18 protein-coding genes are annotated in these 19,874 nt (G+C 37.8%); 3 read left to right on the plus strand and 15 right to left on the minus strand.

The window, feature by feature from the left end; all coding sequences use genetic code 11:
- Positions 1-67: 67 nt before the first annotated feature.
- The 4 genes from MLD65_RS08460 to MLD65_RS08475 form a co-directional block, all read right to left on the minus strand.
- Positions 68-1,072, minus strand: a complete 1,005-nt coding sequence (locus MLD65_RS08460; protein WP_481748506.1) for an ABC transporter substrate-binding protein — start codon at positions 1,070-1,072, stop codon at positions 68-70.
- Between the two features lie 222 nt (positions 1,073-1,294).
- Positions 1,295-2,842 carry a fatty acid--CoA ligase family protein gene (locus tag MLD65_RS08465; RefSeq protein WP_243291439.1) on the minus strand — a complete coding sequence of 516 codons (1,548 nt, stop codon included), beginning with the start codon at positions 2,840-2,842 and terminating at the stop codon, positions 1,295-1,297.
- A gap of 151 nt (positions 2,843-2,993) precedes the next feature.
- Entirely contained in the window at positions 2,994-3,983 is a 990-nt protein-coding gene (gene lplA / locus MLD65_RS08470; RefSeq protein ID WP_243291440.1) for a lipoate--protein ligase, read from the minus strand.
- A gap of 13 nt (positions 3,984-3,996) precedes the next feature.
- A complete protein-coding gene (locus MLD65_RS08475) occupies positions 3,997-4,728 on the minus strand; it encodes an MBL fold metallo-hydrolase (protein ID WP_243291441.1) in 732 nt (243 codons plus the stop codon).
- A 151-nt stretch (positions 4,729-4,879) separates the two neighbouring features.
- Here MLD65_RS08475 and yhfH point away from each other — a divergent pair, with 151 nt between their 5' ends.
- The gene (gene yhfH / locus MLD65_RS08480) at positions 4,880-5,008 is read left to right on the plus strand and encodes a protein YhfH (RefSeq protein ID WP_243291442.1); all 129 of its coding nucleotides are present in this window, start codon (positions 4,880-4,882) and stop codon (positions 5,006-5,008) included.
- Positions 5,009-5,373: 365 nt separating this feature from the next.
- On the opposite strand, the gene MLD65_RS08485 is transcribed toward yhfH, so the two are convergent.
- The 6 genes from MLD65_RS08485 to MLD65_RS08510 form a co-directional block, all read right to left on the minus strand.
- Positions 5,374-6,372 (minus strand): LacI family DNA-binding transcriptional regulator, encoded by a 999-nt coding sequence (locus MLD65_RS08485; RefSeq protein ID WP_243291443.1) that lies wholly within the window; start codon positions 6,370-6,372, stop codon positions 5,374-5,376.
- Positions 6,373-6,511: 139 nt separating this feature from the next.
- A complete protein-coding gene (locus tag MLD65_RS08490; RefSeq protein ID WP_243291444.1) occupies positions 6,512-7,087 on the minus strand; it encodes a TetR/AcrR family transcriptional regulator in 576 nt (191 codons plus the stop codon).
- A 298-nt stretch (positions 7,088-7,385) separates the two neighbouring features.
- The gene (gene hemY / locus MLD65_RS08495) at positions 7,386-8,789 is read right to left on the minus strand and encodes a protoporphyrinogen oxidase (protein WP_481748507.1); all 1,404 of its coding nucleotides are present in this window, start codon (positions 8,787-8,789) and stop codon (positions 7,386-7,388) included.
- Positions 8,790-8,830: 41 nt separating this feature from the next.
- Complete coding sequence (gene hemH, locus MLD65_RS08500) at positions 8,831-9,760, minus strand: ferrochelatase (RefSeq protein WP_243291446.1); 930 nt, start codon at positions 9,758-9,760, stop codon at positions 8,831-8,833.
- A 307-nt stretch (positions 9,761-10,067) separates the two neighbouring features.
- Complete coding sequence (hemE, locus tag MLD65_RS08505) at positions 10,068-11,111, minus strand: uroporphyrinogen decarboxylase (RefSeq protein WP_243291533.1); 1,044 nt, start codon at positions 11,109-11,111, stop codon at positions 10,068-10,070.
- Positions 11,112-11,268: 157 nt separating this feature from the next.
- Positions 11,269-13,377, minus strand: coding sequence for a transglycosylase domain-containing protein (locus MLD65_RS08510; protein ID WP_243291534.1), 2,109 nt, complete (start codon positions 13,375-13,377; stop codon positions 11,269-11,271).
- Between the two features lie 115 nt (positions 13,378-13,492).
- Between MLD65_RS08510 and MLD65_RS08515 the strand changes: the two genes are divergently transcribed.
- Positions 13,493-13,987: an antibiotic biosynthesis monooxygenase family protein gene (locus tag MLD65_RS08515; RefSeq protein WP_243291447.1), complete on the plus strand. Its 495-nt coding sequence runs from the start codon at positions 13,493-13,495 to the stop codon at positions 13,985-13,987.
- Between the two features lie 308 nt (positions 13,988-14,295).
- Here MLD65_RS08515 and MLD65_RS08520 read toward each other — a convergent pair whose 3' ends face one another.
- Together MLD65_RS08520 and MLD65_RS08525 are read right to left on the minus strand one after the other, a co-directional pair.
- On the minus strand, positions 14,296-14,649 hold the full coding sequence (locus MLD65_RS08520) for a type II toxin-antitoxin system PemK/MazF family toxin (RefSeq protein WP_243291448.1): 354 nt from the start codon (positions 14,647-14,649) through the stop codon (positions 14,296-14,298).
- Positions 14,642-14,800, minus strand: coding sequence for a hypothetical protein (locus tag MLD65_RS08525; protein ID WP_243291449.1), 159 nt, complete (start codon positions 14,798-14,800; stop codon positions 14,642-14,644). The genes MLD65_RS08520 and MLD65_RS08525 overlap by 8 nt, the downstream gene beginning before the upstream one ends.
- Positions 14,801-15,265: 465 nt before the next feature.
- On the opposite strand from MLD65_RS08525, the gene MLD65_RS08530 reads away from it, so the two are divergent.
- Complete coding sequence (locus MLD65_RS08530; RefSeq protein ID WP_243291450.1) at positions 15,266-16,261, plus strand: DnaD domain-containing protein; 996 nt, start codon at positions 15,266-15,268, stop codon at positions 16,259-16,261.
- Positions 16,262-16,676: 415 nt separating this feature from the next.
- Here the strand turns inward: MLD65_RS08530 and MLD65_RS08535 are convergent, their stop codons facing one another.
- From MLD65_RS08535 to MLD65_RS08545, 3 genes are all read right to left on the minus strand, one after another.
- On the minus strand, positions 16,677-17,381 hold the full coding sequence (locus tag MLD65_RS08535; RefSeq protein WP_243291451.1) for an EcsC family protein: 705 nt from the start codon (positions 17,379-17,381) through the stop codon (positions 16,677-16,679).
- Positions 17,382-17,465: 84 nt separating this feature from the next.
- Complete coding sequence (locus MLD65_RS08540) at positions 17,466-18,677, minus strand: ABC transporter permease (RefSeq protein ID WP_243291452.1); 1,212 nt, start codon at positions 18,675-18,677, stop codon at positions 17,466-17,468.
- A complete protein-coding gene (locus tag MLD65_RS08545; protein WP_243291453.1) occupies positions 18,674-19,411 on the minus strand; it encodes an ABC transporter ATP-binding protein in 738 nt (245 codons plus the stop codon). Before MLD65_RS08545 ends, MLD65_RS08540 begins: the two co-directional genes overlap by 4 nt.
- Positions 19,412-19,874 lie beyond the last annotated feature (463 nt).

Consider the following 19,874-nt stretch of genomic DNA (forward strand, 5'->3'; position numbering starts at 1 on the left):
CAACCAACAGCGGGATATCTATTCTCACTGTTGGTCTTGAAAAAGATTCATGCTAGAGTCTCATCTCTTATTTCTCGACAAATTCAGCTTCTGATTGCCAATCTTCAAGAATTTCGATGTTCATATCTTTAGCAGACGTTTCATTGATTAATAGTTTTAAATTTTGCGGATATTGAACGGGTAAATCAGCTGGCTCTTTGTCCCCTTTTAAAATTTGCGCAGCCATTACACCCGCTTCATAGCCAATATCAAAGTATTCAAAACCATATGCTGCGAATCCGCCTCTACGAACAGAATCGAGTTCACCTACAAATAACGGCATATCATGTTCAGCTGAAACGGAAATCACAGATTCGAGTGCTGAAACAACGGTATTATCGGTAATAATATAAATGCTATCTACTTTTCCAACTAAAGATTCAGCTGCTTGCTTTACTTCAGCAGACGTAGATATAGCAGCTTCTACTACTTCTAAATCAGTTCCTTCCATCGCCTTTTTAACTAGCTCTATTTGAGCAATGGAATTTTGCTCACCAGAGTTATAAATCATTCCGACTTTGTTCCCTTCAACATAGTCGCTAATAAATTGAACCGTGTTCGGTATCGCATCAGGATGCGTATCTGTTGTACCTGTTACGTTACCGTCTGGATTTTCCATATCTGTTACAAGACTAGCTCCAACAGGATCTGTAACAGATGTGAAGATAACAGGTATATCTTTTGTTGCATTCGCAGCTGCTTGAGCACTTGGCGTTGAATTAGCAAAAATTAAATCCACCCCATCACCGACAAGTTTAGTGGCAATCGTTTGGTTATTTGATGGATCTGCTTGTGCATTTTGCACGTCATATTCAACCTCTAACCCTTCGTCTTTCAATGCCTTTTGAAACCCTTCAAATGCCGCATCTAAAGAAGGATGCTCAACATATTGCGTAACACCTACTTTATACGTTTTCTCTTTGTTCGTATTTTCCTCATCTCCGCCTCCAGAAGTTTCACTAGAACCGCAACCGCTTAGAGCAACCATCAATAACATGGCAATGCTCAGGAGCATTCCTTTTTTCTTGATCATTCTTGGTCCCCCTTTTATGTACTACCTTTTGAACAAAATTATACCCGTAAATTTTATATTTTCAAGTATTTTCTGAAGATTTACAAAACCTTTATTGGATTTAAGGGAAAAAGCGTGTATTTATTAACGCGTTAATTGGCAAAATAATCTATTTCCCAATAATTCTTTTTTGTTACGAGACAAAAAAAGAGCCCCTGCACACGGCTAGGAACTCTTAAAACATTACTGTTTAACTAATTGATCTTTTAATGCTCGTCTTAAAATTTTACCTGTCGTATTTTTAGGTAACTCTTCTAAAAATTCGATGGATCTTGGAATCTTATATTTTGCTAAGCTGTCACTGCAATATTGAAGCAAGTCATCTTCTGTCAAGCCTTTATTTTTGCTGACAACAAAGCATTTAACCGCTTCACCGTATTCTGGATCAGGTATTCCGATTACAGCTGCTTCGACAACATCAGGATGATCATAAAGAACTTCCTCCACTTCCCGTGGATAAACATTGTAGCCGCCGACTAAAATTAAATCTTTTTTGCGATCGACAATGTAAAAATATCCTTCCTCATCTTTTTTAGCTAAGTCACCAGTGTAAAGCCAACCGTCACGTAAAGCGTGTGCTGTTTCCTCTGGCATTTTATAATACCCTTTCATCACGTTCGGTCCACGGACAGTTAATTCCCCAACTTCACCAGGAGCGACTTCTTCGCCCAGCTCATTGACAACTTTATTTTCTACGTGTAAAATGCTTGTCCCAATGGAACCAGCCTTTCGTGGACGATCAAGCGGATTGAAAGTTGTAACCGGGGATGCTTCAGATAACCCATACCCTTCCGAAACGCGAACATTGAATTTTTTCTCAAATCCATTTAATAAAGCAACAGGCATCGATGCACCGCCAGATATGCATAGTTTAAGAGATTGTAAATCACTCGGCTCTCCATCTTCGTACTGCAATAAGAAGTTGTACATCGTCGGCACACCGGCAAAAACAGTAGCTTTATATGTTTTTACTAATCGGAAGATTTCAGCAGGACTAAATTTTGGAACAATGATAACCGTCGCCCCTGCCATTAATGGCCCATTTAATGCAACCGTTAAACAAAAAACGTGGAACATCGGTAAAGCAGCAATCACTTTATCGTCATAGTTCATTTGTAAATAAGCTCCAACATCTGCTGCATTACTAAATACATTTTTATGTGTGAGCATAGCTCCTTTCGGTTTTCCTGTTGTGCCAGATGTATACAAAATAACCGCTACATCATCCTCCTGAAGGGTAGGCCCTTCATAGTGAGGGGAACCGTTAGCGACCAAACTTGTAAACGGTTCCAATTTTCCTTTTAATGAAGGAAAGCTTTCGATATCGATTGACTCAGACGATGTTGGACACGAAACGATGTTTACTACTTTTGGAAATTGCTCGTTCATCGTTTCAAATAATGGTAAGAGCTTATCTATTGTAATGACTAATTTTACATCTCCGTTGTTTAATATGTAACCAATTTCCTTAGAAGTATAAGTTGGATTGACCGGAATAACTGTGGCGCCCACTTTTAAAGCACCGTACAGAGAAATGACGAAATGTGGTGAATTTCCTAGAAGTAGTGCAATATGGTCCCCTTTGTTTACCCCAAGCTTTGTTAAACTATCTGCAAAACGGTTAATGGATTCTTCAAGCTTCTTATACGTGTAAGATTGATCTTGGAAAATATAAGCAATCTTCTCCCCATCCATTTCTGTTACTTCTTTTAGTCGTTCAACTAAATTCAAATTCTCCCACCCCTTTTTCATAAATGAATGAATAGCCATTCATTTATGTTTAAAATATTCTAAATTTATTATATTTAACGAAAAAAATAAAAACAAGGGGGACATTTTCAAAAAAATAAAAAAAGGTGCTCAAATGGCACCCATATCTAGCTTAGTAGACTAATTGAATAAATTCTTCTCTTTCAATGTTTCCAAAATAATGTTGAATGTCAACGTTTTGTAATGCAGCTTCAATCGCCTTTCGCTCATAACGAATGCCCGTTAATGTTTGCTCAATATCCGACACATCCCCTACTCCGAAGAAATCTCCATAAATTTTACAGCTTTTAATGAGTCCTTTTTGTACTTCAAGACGTATATCAACTTGTCCGACAGGAAAACGGTGAGAATGCTGTACGTTAAACTTCGGAGATTTACCGTAGTTCCAATCCCAATTTTGATAGCGTTGTTTTAAAATTTCATTAATTTTCTCCCAATCACGTTCTGTTAACTCGTAACGAGGAATTTCATTTTCTTCTTCAAAAATATACGTTAATAGTAAATGCTTAAACTGCTCCATCGTCATCGGTTCATGTAAAAATTCACTAATGTTCGCGACACGGCTGCGGATTGACTTAATTCCTTTTGACTCAATTTTATCTTTTTTTACGTTTAAAGCTGAAACGACGTGTTCAATTTCGGAATGAAACAGTAGTGTTCCATGAGAGAACATACGACCTTTCGTTGAAAATTGGGCATTCCCCGAAATTTTCCGACCGTTTACTAAAATATCATTTCGTCCACTTAATTCCGCTGGTACACCGAGTTTATGTAACGCCTTGACAACAGGATCCGTGAACTTCTTGAAGTTATGAAAGCTGTTTCCATCATCTTTTGTAATAAAGCTAAAATTCAAGTTACCTAAATCATGGTAAACAGCCCCACCGCCTGATAAGCGCCGTACAACATGAATCCCGTTCTTTTCGATATAATCTGTATTAATTTCCTCCACCGTGTTCTGGTTCTTACCAATGATAATGGATGGTTCATTTATATAAAAAAGCAAATACGTTTCATTTACATCCAAGTGTTTGACAGCATACTCTTCAATCGCTAAGTTTATGCGCGGATCTGTTATGTTTTCGTTATCGATAAAAATCACGTTTTTTCCTCCTCTAAAAATCCCAAGTAAGACCGCTCTTTGCCAGCTTTATTTTCCCATCATAAATCGTTTTTGCTTCCTTAATTAATTGTTCATGATTACCGAAATGCGGCAAGTGGGTTAAGCAAAGCTCTCGAACGGCTGCTACTTTCGCTATTGTAGCCGCATCATGACTATTCATATGACCAGCTTGTTTACCGTTTTGTTCTGCATACAAATTGCATTCACAAAGTAGTAAGTCGGCGTCATTTGCAAATGGAATGAACTCCTCTTTAAAGCTTGAATCCGCCGTATAAACAATCGTATGCTCTCCATCTGTAATCCGCATTGCATAGCACTCGACTGGATGAGCGGTTTGCAAAAATGTTAGCGTAAACGGACCGATTTCAAGCGGTACATTTGGATTGTATGCACGTCCTTCTGAAACACCTTTATATGTTAATGTTTGGAACTGTTGGTCATTTGCATGAGCATAAATCGGAAGTACTTCATTCGTTTTCTGTAACATGCCGCCAATGAGCCTTGCATACTGAAGTGGACCAATATCGGCAACATGGTCGTGATGGTAATGGGATAAAATCACGGCATTTAACTGCTCAGGTTGAATATAATATTGAAGCTGTGATAGTACAGCACTACCACAATCAATCAGTAAATAATATTGATCTTTCTCAAGTAAATAACCAGAGGTTGCCTCACCTTTCCCAGGAAATCCTCCCCAATAGCCGATAATCGTTAATTTCAAGGACTATCACCTCTTTTTTCGTCTTCTCACTACCAATATACCCATTTTCGTAAAAAAATGCACGAAATCACCTTTTGTTACAAAACAGCATTGACAAAAAACAAACTGTTATAATACAATATGATTAACAACGATACGGAGGGGATACAAAATGTTAGAAAAAATGACTGAATTTTTTAGAAATTTACCACCCAAAAAATGTGTAAACTGCGAAAAAGAAATGGAAGAACAACATGAGTGCTATGGAAATGTATGTAACGAATGTTTACATGTGAAATAAGCGTTTCTATATAAAAAAACCGAGATGATCTCGGTTTTTTTATGTTCTTTTTAAATAAAGTGAAACTTCATTCAGTTCGTTTTTTTCATCCCCCGCTGAATGTTAGTCCCTACGGGGTGATCTAAAGGCCCTTGTGACCCACAGGATGTGGGTTACACAGACGTTGCCACAGGACGTGGCGCTCTTAGTCTGTGTTCTTTATGTTCGGACCTTTACGGGCAGTGTCCCCCCACCTATCTTCTTTGCTTTATTACAGAATCTTGAGGTGGGGGTCTTACTGCCCGTTAAGAGTGGGATAAAATTTACATCATAAAAAAATCCAGAACAAATGCATGAAATACACGTTCTGGATTTTTTCTTTATTATTATGTTCTTACCGTTGATTCTCGAACAACAAGAGATAATGGAAGCTTGTAAACTTCTTGTTTTTTGTAGTTTTTGTACTTAATTTTATCCATGATGACTTGCATTGCTTTATGAGCCATTTCTTTTACAGGCTGATGAACGGTTGTGATCATCGGCTCTAATAATTCCGTAATTGCTTGATTATCGTATCCGACAACTGCTAAATGTTCAGGTACCTTCATTCCGATTTTCTTTGCTTCTGAGATCACACCTGCTGCTACTTCGTCCGATCCTGTAAAAATAGCTGTCGGCCTATCAGTCAATGCCGCAATCTTTGTTAACACGTTTTTACCATCTTCAAATGTAAACACATTTTGAAACATGAAGTTTGGATCGAATTCAAGACCACGTTCTTGATGTGCTCGTTTAAAACCCTTTTCTCTCGCTTTTGTCACATTACTATTGACGTTCCCGCAACAGTATGCAATTCGTTTATGACCATCTTCAAGCAAGTGACTTGTTGCCAAATATCCTCCGTACTCTTGATCCATATGAACAGTTGGAATATTCGCTCTCTCATCATATTCATTGCATAAAACGATTGGACCATAGTCAAGAAAAGGTTCAATTTGCTTCCAGTCATTTAATAAAGTCGTTAAGATAACACCATCTACTTGCTTCGTTTTTAATAGATTTAAGTAGTCTAGTTCTTTTTTGGCTGAGTATAACGTTTGGCATACGATCAATTGATAATGATATTCAGAAGCTGTAATTTCTAATGATTCCACTAACTGACCGAAAAACGGGTTCATCACCCTCGGAATGATCACCGCAATCATTTCAGTTTTTTGACTGCGTAAACTTCTTGCCGATGAATTTGGAACGTATCCTAATTGATCCATCGCATTTAAAACTAACTGCTTTTTGTTCTCCGAAACATACGGATGGTTATTAATCACACGGGATACCGTCGTGCGTGACAAACCCGCTAACTTTGCTACATCTTCAATTGTGGCCATTCCACATCCCCCTAAACTATCAGAAACCGCTTTCACTAAATTGATTATAGGAAATAAAAATGGAATAATCAAGAAAAAAACTACCAGCAATCACTGACAACTGTTTCAAATTAATCTATATTGAGATATTAAAAAGGGATTACCGTCTAGATAATCCTTTAAACAAATAGGTCTCAAAAAGGTTCGCGATTTCTTCTTTTTCAAGTGGTTCGTGATATTCTTCCCAGTCAAATATAAGGGCATGGTAAACCTTTAGCATGACAAATGCCGTCATTTCTGGGTCACACCGTTCCACCTCTCCGTTTTCAATCGCTTGTTCGATCTTTTCTTTTATATAATGGACGATCATTTGTTCAACTTTTCGTACTACTTCTTGAGCAGCAGGTGTTCCAAACTCTTTACTTTCTTGAAAAATTTTTATCGTTAATGAATGGTTCATTCGATATTCAAGCATTTTATACAGAACTCGATGAACGTTTTCAATGAACGAGTCAGATAAATTCATTACTTTATCTGCTTCTTCTCCCATTTCAGTTAGTAAAGAAGTGGTGATTTCATCAAAAAGTTCTTCTTTATTTTTAAAAAAGGTATAAATCGTTCCTTTCCCGACATTGGCCATCTTCGCTACTTGATCCATCGTCGTTGCCTTGTAGCCAAAATGAGTAAAAGACTTCGATGCCGCTTCTAAAATGGCTTGCTTTCTATCAAAGCTCAATGAAAACACTCCCTACAAATGAGAATTTTACCGCCTTATTCATCACTTTTTCCTGTTTATTTATCAGTCTCTCTCTTTTTTTCATCACTTCCATACATTTATCAATCACTTTCTCTCTTTTTTCATCACTTCCACACGTTTATCGATCACTTTCTCTCTTTTTTTCATCACTTCCACACATTTATCGATCACTTTCTTACTTTTTCCATCACTTCCACACATTTATCGATCACTTTCTCTCTTTTTTTCATCACTTCAGCTTTATCCAATTATAAAAAACACTGGAAACCCAGTGTTTTCATGATAGATTTAAAAATTGCAGTACATCGCGAACAGCATGTTTTCCTTGGTCGATACAGTCTGGAATACCGAGTCCTTCAAAAGAAGCTCCTGTTAAATAAATACCTGGATACGTATTTGCGACATTTTTCTTCACTTCTTGAATTTTTTCTTTATGTCCAACATTATATTGCGGCATCGATTGCTTTAAACGTGTGACAATTGAAAATTCTGGTTCTCCTTTTATTTTCATGATTCGCTGTAAATCTTCGATAACAGTCTTTACAATGATGTCATCCGATTGTTCGACGATTGCTTCATCTCCAGCTTTTCCGACATACGCACGCAATAGTGCTTTTCCTTTCGGCGCTGTATGTGGCCACTTTCGATGTGTCCAAGTACAGGCTGTGATTGTAAAACCACTATTTCGAGAAATGACAAAACCAGTACCATTTCCTGTTAGCTGAACCCCCTCTTCCGGAAATGCCATTGCAACGGTCGCCACAGATGTAGCCGGCATATTTAAAAAGTATGAGAAATCTACATCATTTTCTTTAAAAAGATTGTTCAATGCTTGATGGGAAGTAGCGACAACGACAGCATCTGCTTGTAATGTCGTTCCATCACCTAGTAAAAGCGAATAACCGTTTTCGGCTCTTTTCAGTTCATTCACTTTCATACCTTTTTTCACTTGAACATGTTCGAGCTTCCCTTCAAGTGTCTCAACAACCGACTGCAAGCCTGTTCTTACCGTTTGGAAAATTCCTTTTTTTCGTTTAGGACGATTTGTAGGCATCGTTTTTTTCATTCCGAGTATTAAACTGCGATGCTTTTGTTCGATTTCATAAAATTGCGGGAATGTCGCCATTAAGCTTAGCTCATCAATATTACCTGCATAAATCCCAGATAGTAGTGGCTCGATTAAATGATCAACGACTTCGCTTCCTAATCTTCTTCTGAAAAACTGTCCTAACGATTGATCACCTTCTGCTTGCTTTGCAGGCAAAAAGAAATCGCTAGCAGCGCGGATTTTCCCTGGTAAAGAGAAAAGGCCTGAAGTAATAAAAGGGCGAATATTCGTTGGAATGCCCATCACCGATCCTTCAGGAATTGGGTTAAGTCGGTCACGAGCATAAACATATGATTGTCCTGTAGCATTGTTGACAAGCTCGTCCGCTAATCCAATGTCTGAAATGAGCTCTGTCGCACTTTTCTTACGTTCTAAAAAAGAGTCTGGGCCACGCTCGATCACAAAGCCGTCACGTTGAACCGTTTCAATTTTCCCTCCAAGCCGTGGCTTCGCTTCAATTAACGAGATCTCAACAGGAAGTCCTTTTTCTATAAGTTCCTTTTGCAAGTAAAATGCTGTCGATAAACCTGTAATTCCCCCGCCAATTATCACGACTTTTTTCTTTTGATTCATTTTCATCGCCTTCTTCTATTTCGATAATCTCATTTTCGCTTCTATTTTACATGTTTTAATACAACTGAAGCTAAGCAATCGATGAATTCCCGTTTCGCATTTGGCATCTCTGGTCGATAGTAGCTTGCGTGAAGTTCATCTGTTACCTCTTTACATTCAATATCATTGTCATATAACACTTCTAAATGATCCGCAACGAATCCAACCGGAATGTATACAAATGTGCGGTAGCCTTTTTGTTCGAATAAATCTCTCGTTAAATCTTGCACGTCTGGACCAATCCATGGTTCAGGTGTATTTCCTGCACTTTGCCAGCCGACAACGTAATCCGTAATTCCCGCTCCTTCTGCAATCAAGTCTGCCGTTTCTTGAAGCTGCTGTGGATACGGGTCACCTAATTTAATAATTTTTTCTGGTAAGCTATGTGCTGAAACGATAAGAACTGCGGATTGTCGTTCTTCCATTGTCATACTGTCATACGTTTCTTTCACTTGATTTACCCAGTAGTCAATAAATTTCGGCTCTCTATACCAGCTTTCAATGGAAATGATGTTTGGCCCGCCGAGCTTTTCTGCCGCTTCCACTGCACGATTGTTGTAAGATTTCACGCTAAATGTAGAAAAATGTGGTGCTAAAACGATACTAACTGCTTCTTTCATCCCATCTTCATACATCGCTTGAACAGCATCTTCAACAAACGGCTCAATATGCTTTAAGCCTAAATAGCTTTTGAACTCGATTTCATCTTGAATGTCATTTAAATACTCTTCCAACTTTTTTGCTTGTTCTTCTGTAATTTTTGCAAGTGGAGAAATGCCACCGATTGCTCGATAGCGCTCTGTTAATTCTTGTAATGCTTCTTCACTTGGCTTTCGACCATGTCGAATATGTGTGTAATACCGTTCAATATCTTCTTCTTTGTACGGTGTTCCATACGCCATTACTAACAATCCCATTTTCTTTTTAGCCATAAACCTTGCACCTCACTAAAAACAATGACTTGAAATCATCCTTAAATAAAGTGAAACTTCATTCAGTGGGGGGTTTTTTCATCCCCCACGGGATAACCTAAAGGCCCTTGTGACCCACAGGATGTGGGTTACACAGACGTTGCCACAGGACGTGGCGCTCTTAGTCTGTGTTCTTTATGTTCGGACCTTTACGTTCAGTTGTCCCCCACCTATCTTCTTTGCTTTACTACAGAATCTTGAGGTGGGGATCTTACTGCCCGTTAAGAGCGGGATTAAATGGAGGTGGAAGAATCCACCCCTCTTCCCATTAAACTCTTTTCGAATAGTCGTGAATGAACGTTGTTAACTTTTTCAACGTCTCTGGCTTTACTTGTGGAAATACGCCATGACCAAGATTAAAAATGAAGCCATCCTGCTTCATACCAGCGTCTAAAATGGCTTTTGCTCTCTCTTCGATGACTTCCCACGGAGCCAGTAAAATAGCTGGGTCAAGATTTCCTTGTAACGTCTTTGTTAAGCCCATTTCTCTTGCCTCTGAAATTGGCAGGCGCCAATCTAATCCGACAACATCTAGTGGTAAGTCATGCCAATCTTTCGCTAAGTGGCTCGCGCCAACCCCAAACATAATGAGCGGCACATTTTTTTCGCGCAAAGAAGAGAAAATTCGATCCATTGTCGGCTTTATAAAGTAGCGGTAATCTGCAACATTTAATGCACCGACCCAAGAATCAAAAATTTGAATCGCTTTAGCCCCCGCATCAATTTGCGCCTTTACATATGTAATCGTTACATCCGCAAGCTTTTCCATTAAGGCAAACCATGCTTTCGGCTCTGAATACATGAAAGCTTTCGTTTTATTGTAGTTTTTCGAAGGTCCGCCTTCAATCATATAGCTTGCTAAAGTGAAAGGTGCACCGGCAAATCCGATTAGTGGAACAGATAACTGTTCCTCTGTTAAGAGCTTAATCGTATCTAGTACGTAAGGAACATCTTGTTCAGGATGTATTTCACCGAGTCTTTCCACATCGTGTAATGAACGAATTGGATTATCAATAACAGGCCCAACTCCTGATTTTATTTCAACTTGAACACCGATAGCAGGTAGTGGCGTCATAATATCTTTATAAAGAATCGCTGCATCGACATCATATTGCTCAACTGGAAGTCGCGTTACATAGGCGCATAATTCCGGTTGATGGGTAATTTCAAATAAGCTATATTTTTCTTTTAAAGCACGGTATTCAGGCTGTGATCGCCCCGCCTGTCGCATATACCATACTGGTACATAGTCCGTTTTTTCGCCTCTAGCAGCCTTTAAAAATATATCATTAAACTCATTTTTTTGAGTCATCATAATCCCCCTTTAGATGCAATTGACATGTATGACTAAATCTGTCCTTTTACAATATAACGTTTTCACCTTTTCTTGTATAGAAATATAGTCGAATTTTCATAAAATCGACGAAACCATATGATCATTCCTTGAAGCTAACACTCGCCATTTCCACTTACCAAGAAGGAGTAATAAACTCCGTCCCCTCTCCTTCTGATTTCGTTTGTGGATTATACGGAACTACTTGGTAAGCATCTTTTGAAAACACGTTGACAAATGTTTCGTCGAAAGAGCCTTTTCCTTTTACACTGCCAATATACTCTTTTGTTTTGCCTTCTCTTTTTCGATAAATTTTATATACGACTCTTTCATCTTCTTGTGGATTCCATGTGAGCTTCACCGTAAATAATTGAAGGGGCTTGAAATGATACGATACAGTTAAATCCTTGACAGCTTTCAAGCGAATCGGTTCGTCAAGGTCGTCTAATCCTTCAGGAACAGAAAATGCTGTTTCCGTTTCAATATGTGTATCTTTTAAGATCGCTTTAAATAATTTTGTTGCGGAAGTGCTACCTGACTTTAAATGATTTCTTTCATTCGTCTCATCATATCCGATCCATACAGCTCCCGTTACTTCAGGAGTAAACCCTGCAAACCACGCATCCATGATTGCTCCTTCTTTCCCAGGGTAAGAGGTCGTTCCCGTTTTCCCGGCTAAAGCACCTTCGTAATCACCGACTCTAGCTGTTCCTTGTTCAACTACTTGCTCAAGCATTCTTGTCATATTCCAAGCCGTTTGCGGTGAATATACTTGTTTTTGTTCTTTCTCTACTTCTGCCACTACATTTCCTTCTTTGTCCACAATTTTTTCAATAAAATACGGTTGGCTATATTGGCCTTTTTGCGCAAATGTTCGGTAAGAATTGGCTAACTCAAGTGGGGACACACCGTACTTTAAACCACCGAGTGCAATCGCAAGACCTTCATCTTCAATTTGAATACCATTTTGTTTTAAATAATGTTTACTCGTTTGAACGCCAAGCTGATCCAAAAGCCATACAGCAGGTGCATTCTTTGATTCGATGAGGGCGTCAAACATTGTAACAGAACCGCTGTATTTGTGATCGTAATTTTTCGGTTCATAATCGCCGTAGCTCATTTCCTCGTCTTTTAGAAATGAATAAGGTTCATACATCCTTTCTTCCATCGCTGGAGCGTAAACTGCTATCGGCTTGAAAGTAGAGCCTGGCTGGCGTCTTGTTGTAAGACGATTAAAACCTTTTCGAACATACTCTCTGCCACCAATAGCTGATAATACCCCTCCTGTTCGATTGTTTAAAAGGACGAAGGCTCCTTCTACCTTATCATTCGTTCCAGGGAAAAACGCTTTATCCTTGAACATTTCATACGCCTTTTGTTGTAAATGCACATCGATCGGTACTGTGATTTTATAACCACCTTTTAAGATCGCTTCATTGGATAGATGATAACGTTCTTCCGCTTCCTTTAACACCATATCCATATACGTAGATAGCCAAGGCAACTCCTCTTTTTCTCTTACATTTAAGCTAAGCGTCTTTCCTTGACTTATCACCGCTTCTTTCGGTGTGATAATATTTTGTTCCTCCATTAAATTCAGTACGACATTGCGACGCTCTATACTTTTTTCCGGATTTAAGATGGGGGAATACGTTGTCGGAGCTTTCGGTACCCCTGCAAGTAAAGCAGCCTCTTCAAGCGTTAACTCATTTACATCTTTTTGAAAATAAAATTGACTAGCTGCTTGAATGCCGTATGTACCGTGTCCAAAATAAACTTGATTTAAATACATTTCTAATATTTTTTCTTTGCTATATTTTCGCTCTAAATTAATGGCAATAATCGCTTCTTTTGTTTTCCGTAAAAATGTTTTATCATTTGTTAAAAATACATTTTTAGCTAATTGTTGTGTAATAGTACTGCCGCCTTCCACTTTCCCGAAAGCAAGCACATCTTTATACAATGCTCGTCCGATTGCCCATATATCAATTCCGTTATGTTCATAAAACCGTTTATCTTCAACGGCGAGAAATGCTTGCTCTACATGTTTTGGAATTTCATCGATTTCCACGTATTGACGATTTTCAACAAATACATTCGTAATTGTGTTTCCTTCTAAATCTACGAGAGAAGAAGAGGCATTTAAGACAAGCTTCTTTTCGTCAATAACATAATTTCCGAGAAAAAGAATAAACATATATCCAACGAATGCAAGTATTGTTGTTAAAATAAACAGTATAGTCATTTTCCTAGTATTTTTTTTCAATCGTTCGTCACCTCTGACAAGATTACTAACCTTATTATTGGTTAATATTGGCTATCATATGTGCTATAACAAAAATAAGAAAGGAAGTCTATCCTTGATGAATTTTTATATAACGTATGGGACGATTGGGTACTTACAACAATTGTTGTCTTCCCATCCAAATGAACCTTTCATTCTTATGCAAAATAAGAGTGGAACCATTCTTACTCACGAAACCACCAATGCCTCTTTATTTAAAGAACCGAAAAAATACAAAGTGATCAATTCAGACGGAGTGATTCCTGCAAAGGCCACTTTTGCTGCATTTCACTACTTTTCCATATCTGATGAAGGAATACCGTTATTTGAACACGACACTACAGCAAAAATAATGAAGACAAACCCTCCATTATCGGCTTTCCGGGTATTACGCCCTGTTCAAAACGATGCATATATCATTGTAACCTTTTGGGAAAATGAAACACTTTATCAAAACTGGATCGCTTTAGATCCTCTTCAATTTATCAAAAAAAACTATACGAAAAAGAAACTATTTTCTCCATCTTCCTATACTACTACTTATTACATTGTACAAAAAGAAGATGGTTAAAACGACAGCATTTCCTCGGAAATAGGTAAATTCGACAAATTTTGTGCATTCTCTTAAGGTAGATCACTCAATTAGCTTTATTAAATATATTGACAAAATGAACAAATAACGAAGCATCAAACTCTCCAGAATTCACAAAACAGCACGTTTATTTGTCGTTCCGGTAAACCCAGTGAAAAATTTCGAGACGTCACTGTGACCATACCTAAAACAAAAACTTTCACACTTTAATGCTTTACATTTTTATCCGAGCGGGGTTGCGACCCAAAAATAAAAAAGCCTATCACCGATTTAGGGAATAAGCTTTTTTATAATCTAATCGCCTTCTTAATTTTATTTATGATTTCAGTATAATCATTAGGGTCTAACGTGAATCCAATTGGATTTAATAACTGTTCTCTTTCAACAGTATATACCTTATGGGTTCTTAAAGACCCTTCTTTCCCCCGAATATTTACTGGGTAATCAAGGTCAGAATTATCTCTTGGTGGGTGTTTTGTGCAGACACAAATAATAACATCATTTGTATCATTATCGTCACTTATTACAAATACTGGTCTTGCGGTCGAGACTCCATTTGGTAACATGAATTTTGCAAAGAAAAACTCGTCAAAAGATGCATTAGCTCTACATTGACGAATGTAATCGTAATATTTACTCATAGATCTCTGCTAATGTTTCCTCGTATAAATCTTCCCAGTAGTTTTCGTCCTCAGCAAAATCCTCAACCACTGAAGGAGTGACAGTAACAGGTTTTACTTTGTCTAGACCGAGCTCTTTTTCCATTTCCCGAATAGATTTACGTTCCTTCACAAAAATCCCATCTTTTTGGTATTTTGTTCAGTTGCACAATGTTATTATTTTATTTTCCCCAACTATGTTTATATAAACATAAGAAACGTACACCTGAAAAGTGAAAATTCGTCATCGTTATATTTACTCTTTCCACAACTAAATTTGACTGATATGCAACAGATAGCGCTTCATAGGTCGTCAAGTGGCTCATTTTTCAATTAATATGGTGGCTCACTTTATGTTACCATATACATTCTTGGAAGTTTCGCCTTTTTGGTAGGCTAAAACTCTTCTTGCTTAACAATTTTTTCTTCCATTTCCCAAAGTGTCCTTTTATAATAATCATCCTTTTGCCTTTCGGTCACTCATCCCAATTTAAAAATGATGAAATATTTAAAAGTCGTTGCTCCTTTTTGACCAAAACCAATCTATAAGATAAGTGAAAGGGATTTTTTAAAAAGATGGGAAAGGAAGGGATTTGTGATGAGTAAATTATTGATTCATGAGCATCTTATTTTGATTTTGCCGACGTTAGTTCAAAAGGTTGGATTGTATGAGGCAATTTTTCTTCAACAGCTTCATTATTGGCTAACGAAAAGTGAACATGTACATGAAGGCAGACGCTGGGTGTATAACTCGATGGAAAGCTGGCACGAGCAGCTTCCGTTTATTTCCGTCAGTACGATCCGCCGAATGGTTAAAAAGCTGGAAGAAGAAAAAATCATCGTAACAGGAAACTTTAATCGTTCCAAACTGGACCGGACGAAATGGTACACAATTCATTATGAGGCGCTTAATCCCTTATTAGATGATGATCAATCGAGTAACCAACGAGAACATATGAACCGCTCTGTGAGACCCCATGATTTGTCCAACGTGAACGCACCATTACCAGAGACTACTTCAGAGACTACTACAGATAAAAAAGAAGAAGAAGATAACGCGCGTATCATAAACCCGTACACCTTTTCGAACAAATATGAGGCGCTTAATCCCTTAGGTGATGATCAATCGAGTAACCAACGGGAACATATGAACCGCTCTGAGCGACCTCATGATTTGTCCAACGTGAACGCACCATTACCAGAGACTACTTCAGAGACTACTTCAGATAAAAAAGAAGAAGATAACGCGCGTATCATAAACCCGTACACCTTTTTTGAACAAAATGGCTTTGGGACGATCGGCGGTTATATCGCAGAAAAAATTAAGTATTGGTGTGAAGATTTATCAGACGAGTTAGTCGTCGAAGCGATGAAGCTCGCCGTTGAATACGGCGCAAAAAATTGGTCGTATGTCGAATCGATTCTACGTTACTGGTATGACAAAGGGTACGAAACAGTGGCTGATGTTCACCGAGCGAGAAAAGCATTTAAAGAGCGAATGGCGCAAAAAGAGCGTCACAATAAACCGAATTCACCCACGCCACCAAGCGATACGGAATACGACATGAACGCCGGAGAGGATGACGATGTATGATTGAAAAAGCGTTCCACGGCACTTTGATAAAGGAAAACGCCTTACTCAAAGATACTGCCATTGTCCCTTTCTGTTTTTTACCTTTTATTACAACCATCACCAAAAGTCGGGGTTGATAATTTCTACCTGAATCCGTGACAAGATGTTTATCTTCATTCATTTTAATGGATTTTATGTCACCCCCAAGTTACGGTGATGATCCATTTCTTTACACTTTATCTTGGGTTATAGTATAAAATTGGTAGCTTATAATCTAAATACGGAAATTCGCCATTTCCAACAAACGGAAACTTAAAAGAACTTGCTTACTCTAATAAAGCCTTACGACGAAAAGACATTTTCATCTTTACACCGTAAGACTTTTTGACTAAAGAAAAGGTGTCTAGAGCTAGACGTACTTGGAACACCTCTTTCCCTATTCCGAGAGCAAACGCATTCGAAATAAATATTTCACACACTCTCCTAAATGTTTGACTAAATGATAGTTCGCTACACCTCCTACGACCGCTCCAAAGCCTGGCATTATTTGAAGGAGCTTTACAATATCCAGATAATCTCGGTATTCTTGTTGAAGTGAACGCCAATCGAGTTTTTTTTGTTCCGCTTTTGTCTCAGCCCAGTTTTCAATCATAGATAGCATTTTTATTTTATGCTCCTCACGTGAAAATGCGAACTGAAAGACGTAAAGAAGAAAGAGACGCTCTTCATATTGATCTGTATCAAATCCGTATAATGCAGCCGCTTCAAATAGAAATTTCATTTTAATACTTAAAAACAGCGGAAAATCAGCGATCCCTAATAATATTCCTCCAGCACCAGTGCCTGCACCTTCAAGAGCTGCTGCTTTTCGATAGGATTGGATTAAATGTTTTAACGCTTCTTCTTTTTCTTCTAAGCTTCGGTCGTTATGATACATTTTTTTCGGCAAATATTCGTTCCCTTTTAACGTCGCTTCGATCATTTTTTGAATACTCGTCGTCATAATTTCGTGAAATCTTTCCGGTATTAAGTGATTCAACTTTTTCTGCATTTGTTTTGATGTCCGACTCCAAATAGAAGGCTTTTGCAGCTGCTTTAACCTCCATTGGAACAATTCATCTCGCAACTCTTGTTCGTTCATTCACCGTTTCAATTCCTTTCTAACCGTAGTATCCTTATATACGATTAAATAAGGAACTAAGTTTCATCTTGGTAGACTGAGCATTTACTTCACAAATCGTTTCGATAGATACGTGTACACGAGTATATAGGCGAAGGCAATGTTTATACCGAGTTGAATAAACCCTATTCCGATAGTTGTTTGTATCATAACCGCAATGGTCAACAACCCTTCTTGAATGACGAGTATAATAAATAACAAACGTAAAAAACTTTTTTGTTTTAAACTATGTTTCACTGGATACAGCCGGGGAACGGTTAAGATGTCGTGTTGCTTAAATAAACTGACTAGTTGAATGCTTGTTAAAAAGAGCATTGTTGCAGAAAGAAGCACACTGCCAATGAATGACAACGGAATGAAAAAAGCAATCACAACCGCAATCCCAAGAAGCCGTATAAAAATGCCAAAGTAATCACCTGTTCGTAAAAACGAGCGTGCATACAAATAGAAAAAAGTGTTTTCCTGTTTATATGAAAATGCCGCTAACGTCCAATCTAACCAGCTACGGCGTTTCACTTTATTTTTCAGTTTCGGAACATCTGTAAACAAATTGGCGATTCGATAAAAGGTATGCTGTCTCCGATTTTCTTCATCAATTAAAAACTCCCATTTCACTGACTTTTTTTTCGCCATTTGCTTAAAATAGAGCCAATATAAAACCATGATAATTATCATGAGCAATGTAAACATATGGGCTTTTACAATAAAGAAGTAAATAAACAAGAAATTGATGACAAATCGGACGATAACATCGCTCATTTGTGATGCTCTGTCTGGGAAATGCGTTAAATGCCAATGGACGGCTTGATTCCAAAGCTTTACTAAGAGCAGTGTTCCAAACAGGATGAATAGTCCAGATGAACTCGTTGAAAAAACACGTACATATAACGGTACAATGATAACCGTTACAATAATGAGCGGATACAGCTGTGATATGTAACTATATGTGAACGCTCGTTTAAAATACGTCGAAAACTCCTTCTCTAACGGAAGCAAAAAAACAATATCAGGCTCTTTTAACAATGTTCGTACATGGGCAAATGTTACGACAAATGTAAAGAGTAATGGAATGATAAAAGGAGCTGGAAACGTCTCTGGAATATTTCGGAGCCACCCTTGATACCAATACGCTCCTCCCCCAACAACGAAAATCATCACAAATAATAAATGGTCGTTAAACATATATCGAAGGTACGTTCTAAGTTCTTTTAAATATTCAGATAATCGATTTTTCCATATGTCCTGCACTGATTTCATTCTTCTTGCTCCTTCGTTAACTGAATGTAAAGGTCATCCAACGTGGCATTTTGCATACCGAATTGTTCTTGAAGCTCTTTTAACGACCCTTTTGCTCGAATTTCCCCATTATGTAAAATAATAAATGAATCGCAATACCGTTCAGCCGTTGCTAAAATATGGGTAGACATTAAAATTCCTGAACCTGCCTCTTTTGCCCTGTTCATCATTTCTAACAAGGAGTGAATAGCTAATGGGTCAAGCCCCATAAACGGTTCATCAATAATATACAATGACGGCTGTACTAAAAACGCACACATAATCATTACCTTTTGTTTCATCCCTTTAGAAAAATGAGCTGGAAACCATTTTAATCGCTTTTCCATCCGAAATTCTTTCAGTAAAGGATGCAGCCGCTTTTCAAACGTCTCTTTATCCAGTCCGTACGCCATAGCCGTTAACTCTAAATGTTCGTATAAAGTTAATTCTTCATATAAAATAGGGGTTTCTGGGATAAAGCTTAATTGTTTACGGTACTCCTCGTGTTGTTCTTGGAATGTTTTTCCATTAATTTTAACCACACCTGACCTTGGCTCCATTAACCCAATAATATGTTTTATAGTTGTACTTTTGCCTGCCCCATTTAAACCGATTAACCCGACAATTTCGTTTCGATTCACTTGAAATGAAACATTTTTTAATACAGGTTGTTTCGTATAACCTCCTGTTAACTGTTCAACACTTAATAATGTCATCTTCAAAAAATCCTTTCTATAAAAGAATGTACTTGCCCATATCATACCAAAATCTGTCCACAAATTCTTCTTTCAAAAATGGGTATAAAAGATGGAAAATCGGACATCATAATGTTTGAAGAGGGACATCAACTTGAAAATGAGGTGTTTGTCAAAGACAGTTCAAATTAGAATCGTCGAAAGACCGATTCAAACGTAAGAAGTTCCCAACAGTTCAAGATGTATAAAAACCTCTTGATAAGGGGATGGTTACTTTGAACAAGATATCACCATTTAAATGACACTTTGTATAAAGTCAATCATTTTTATGGATAGTGTTTACGAATAAGTAAATGAGGTGTTTGTCAAAGACAATTGAACCCTTTTTCAACAGTCCGAATGATAACATTTCAATAGGAATGTTTGAAGGATCCCTCTTCAGGGGAACGGCAACTACGGTCCGTTCCCTTTTTAATTGTTTACA

Origin of the sequence: Bacillus sp. FJAT-47783 (assembly GCF_022808615.1) — a bacterium.
Classification (GTDB): Bacteria; Bacillota; Bacilli; order Bacillales; family Aeribacillaceae; genus Bacillus_BZ.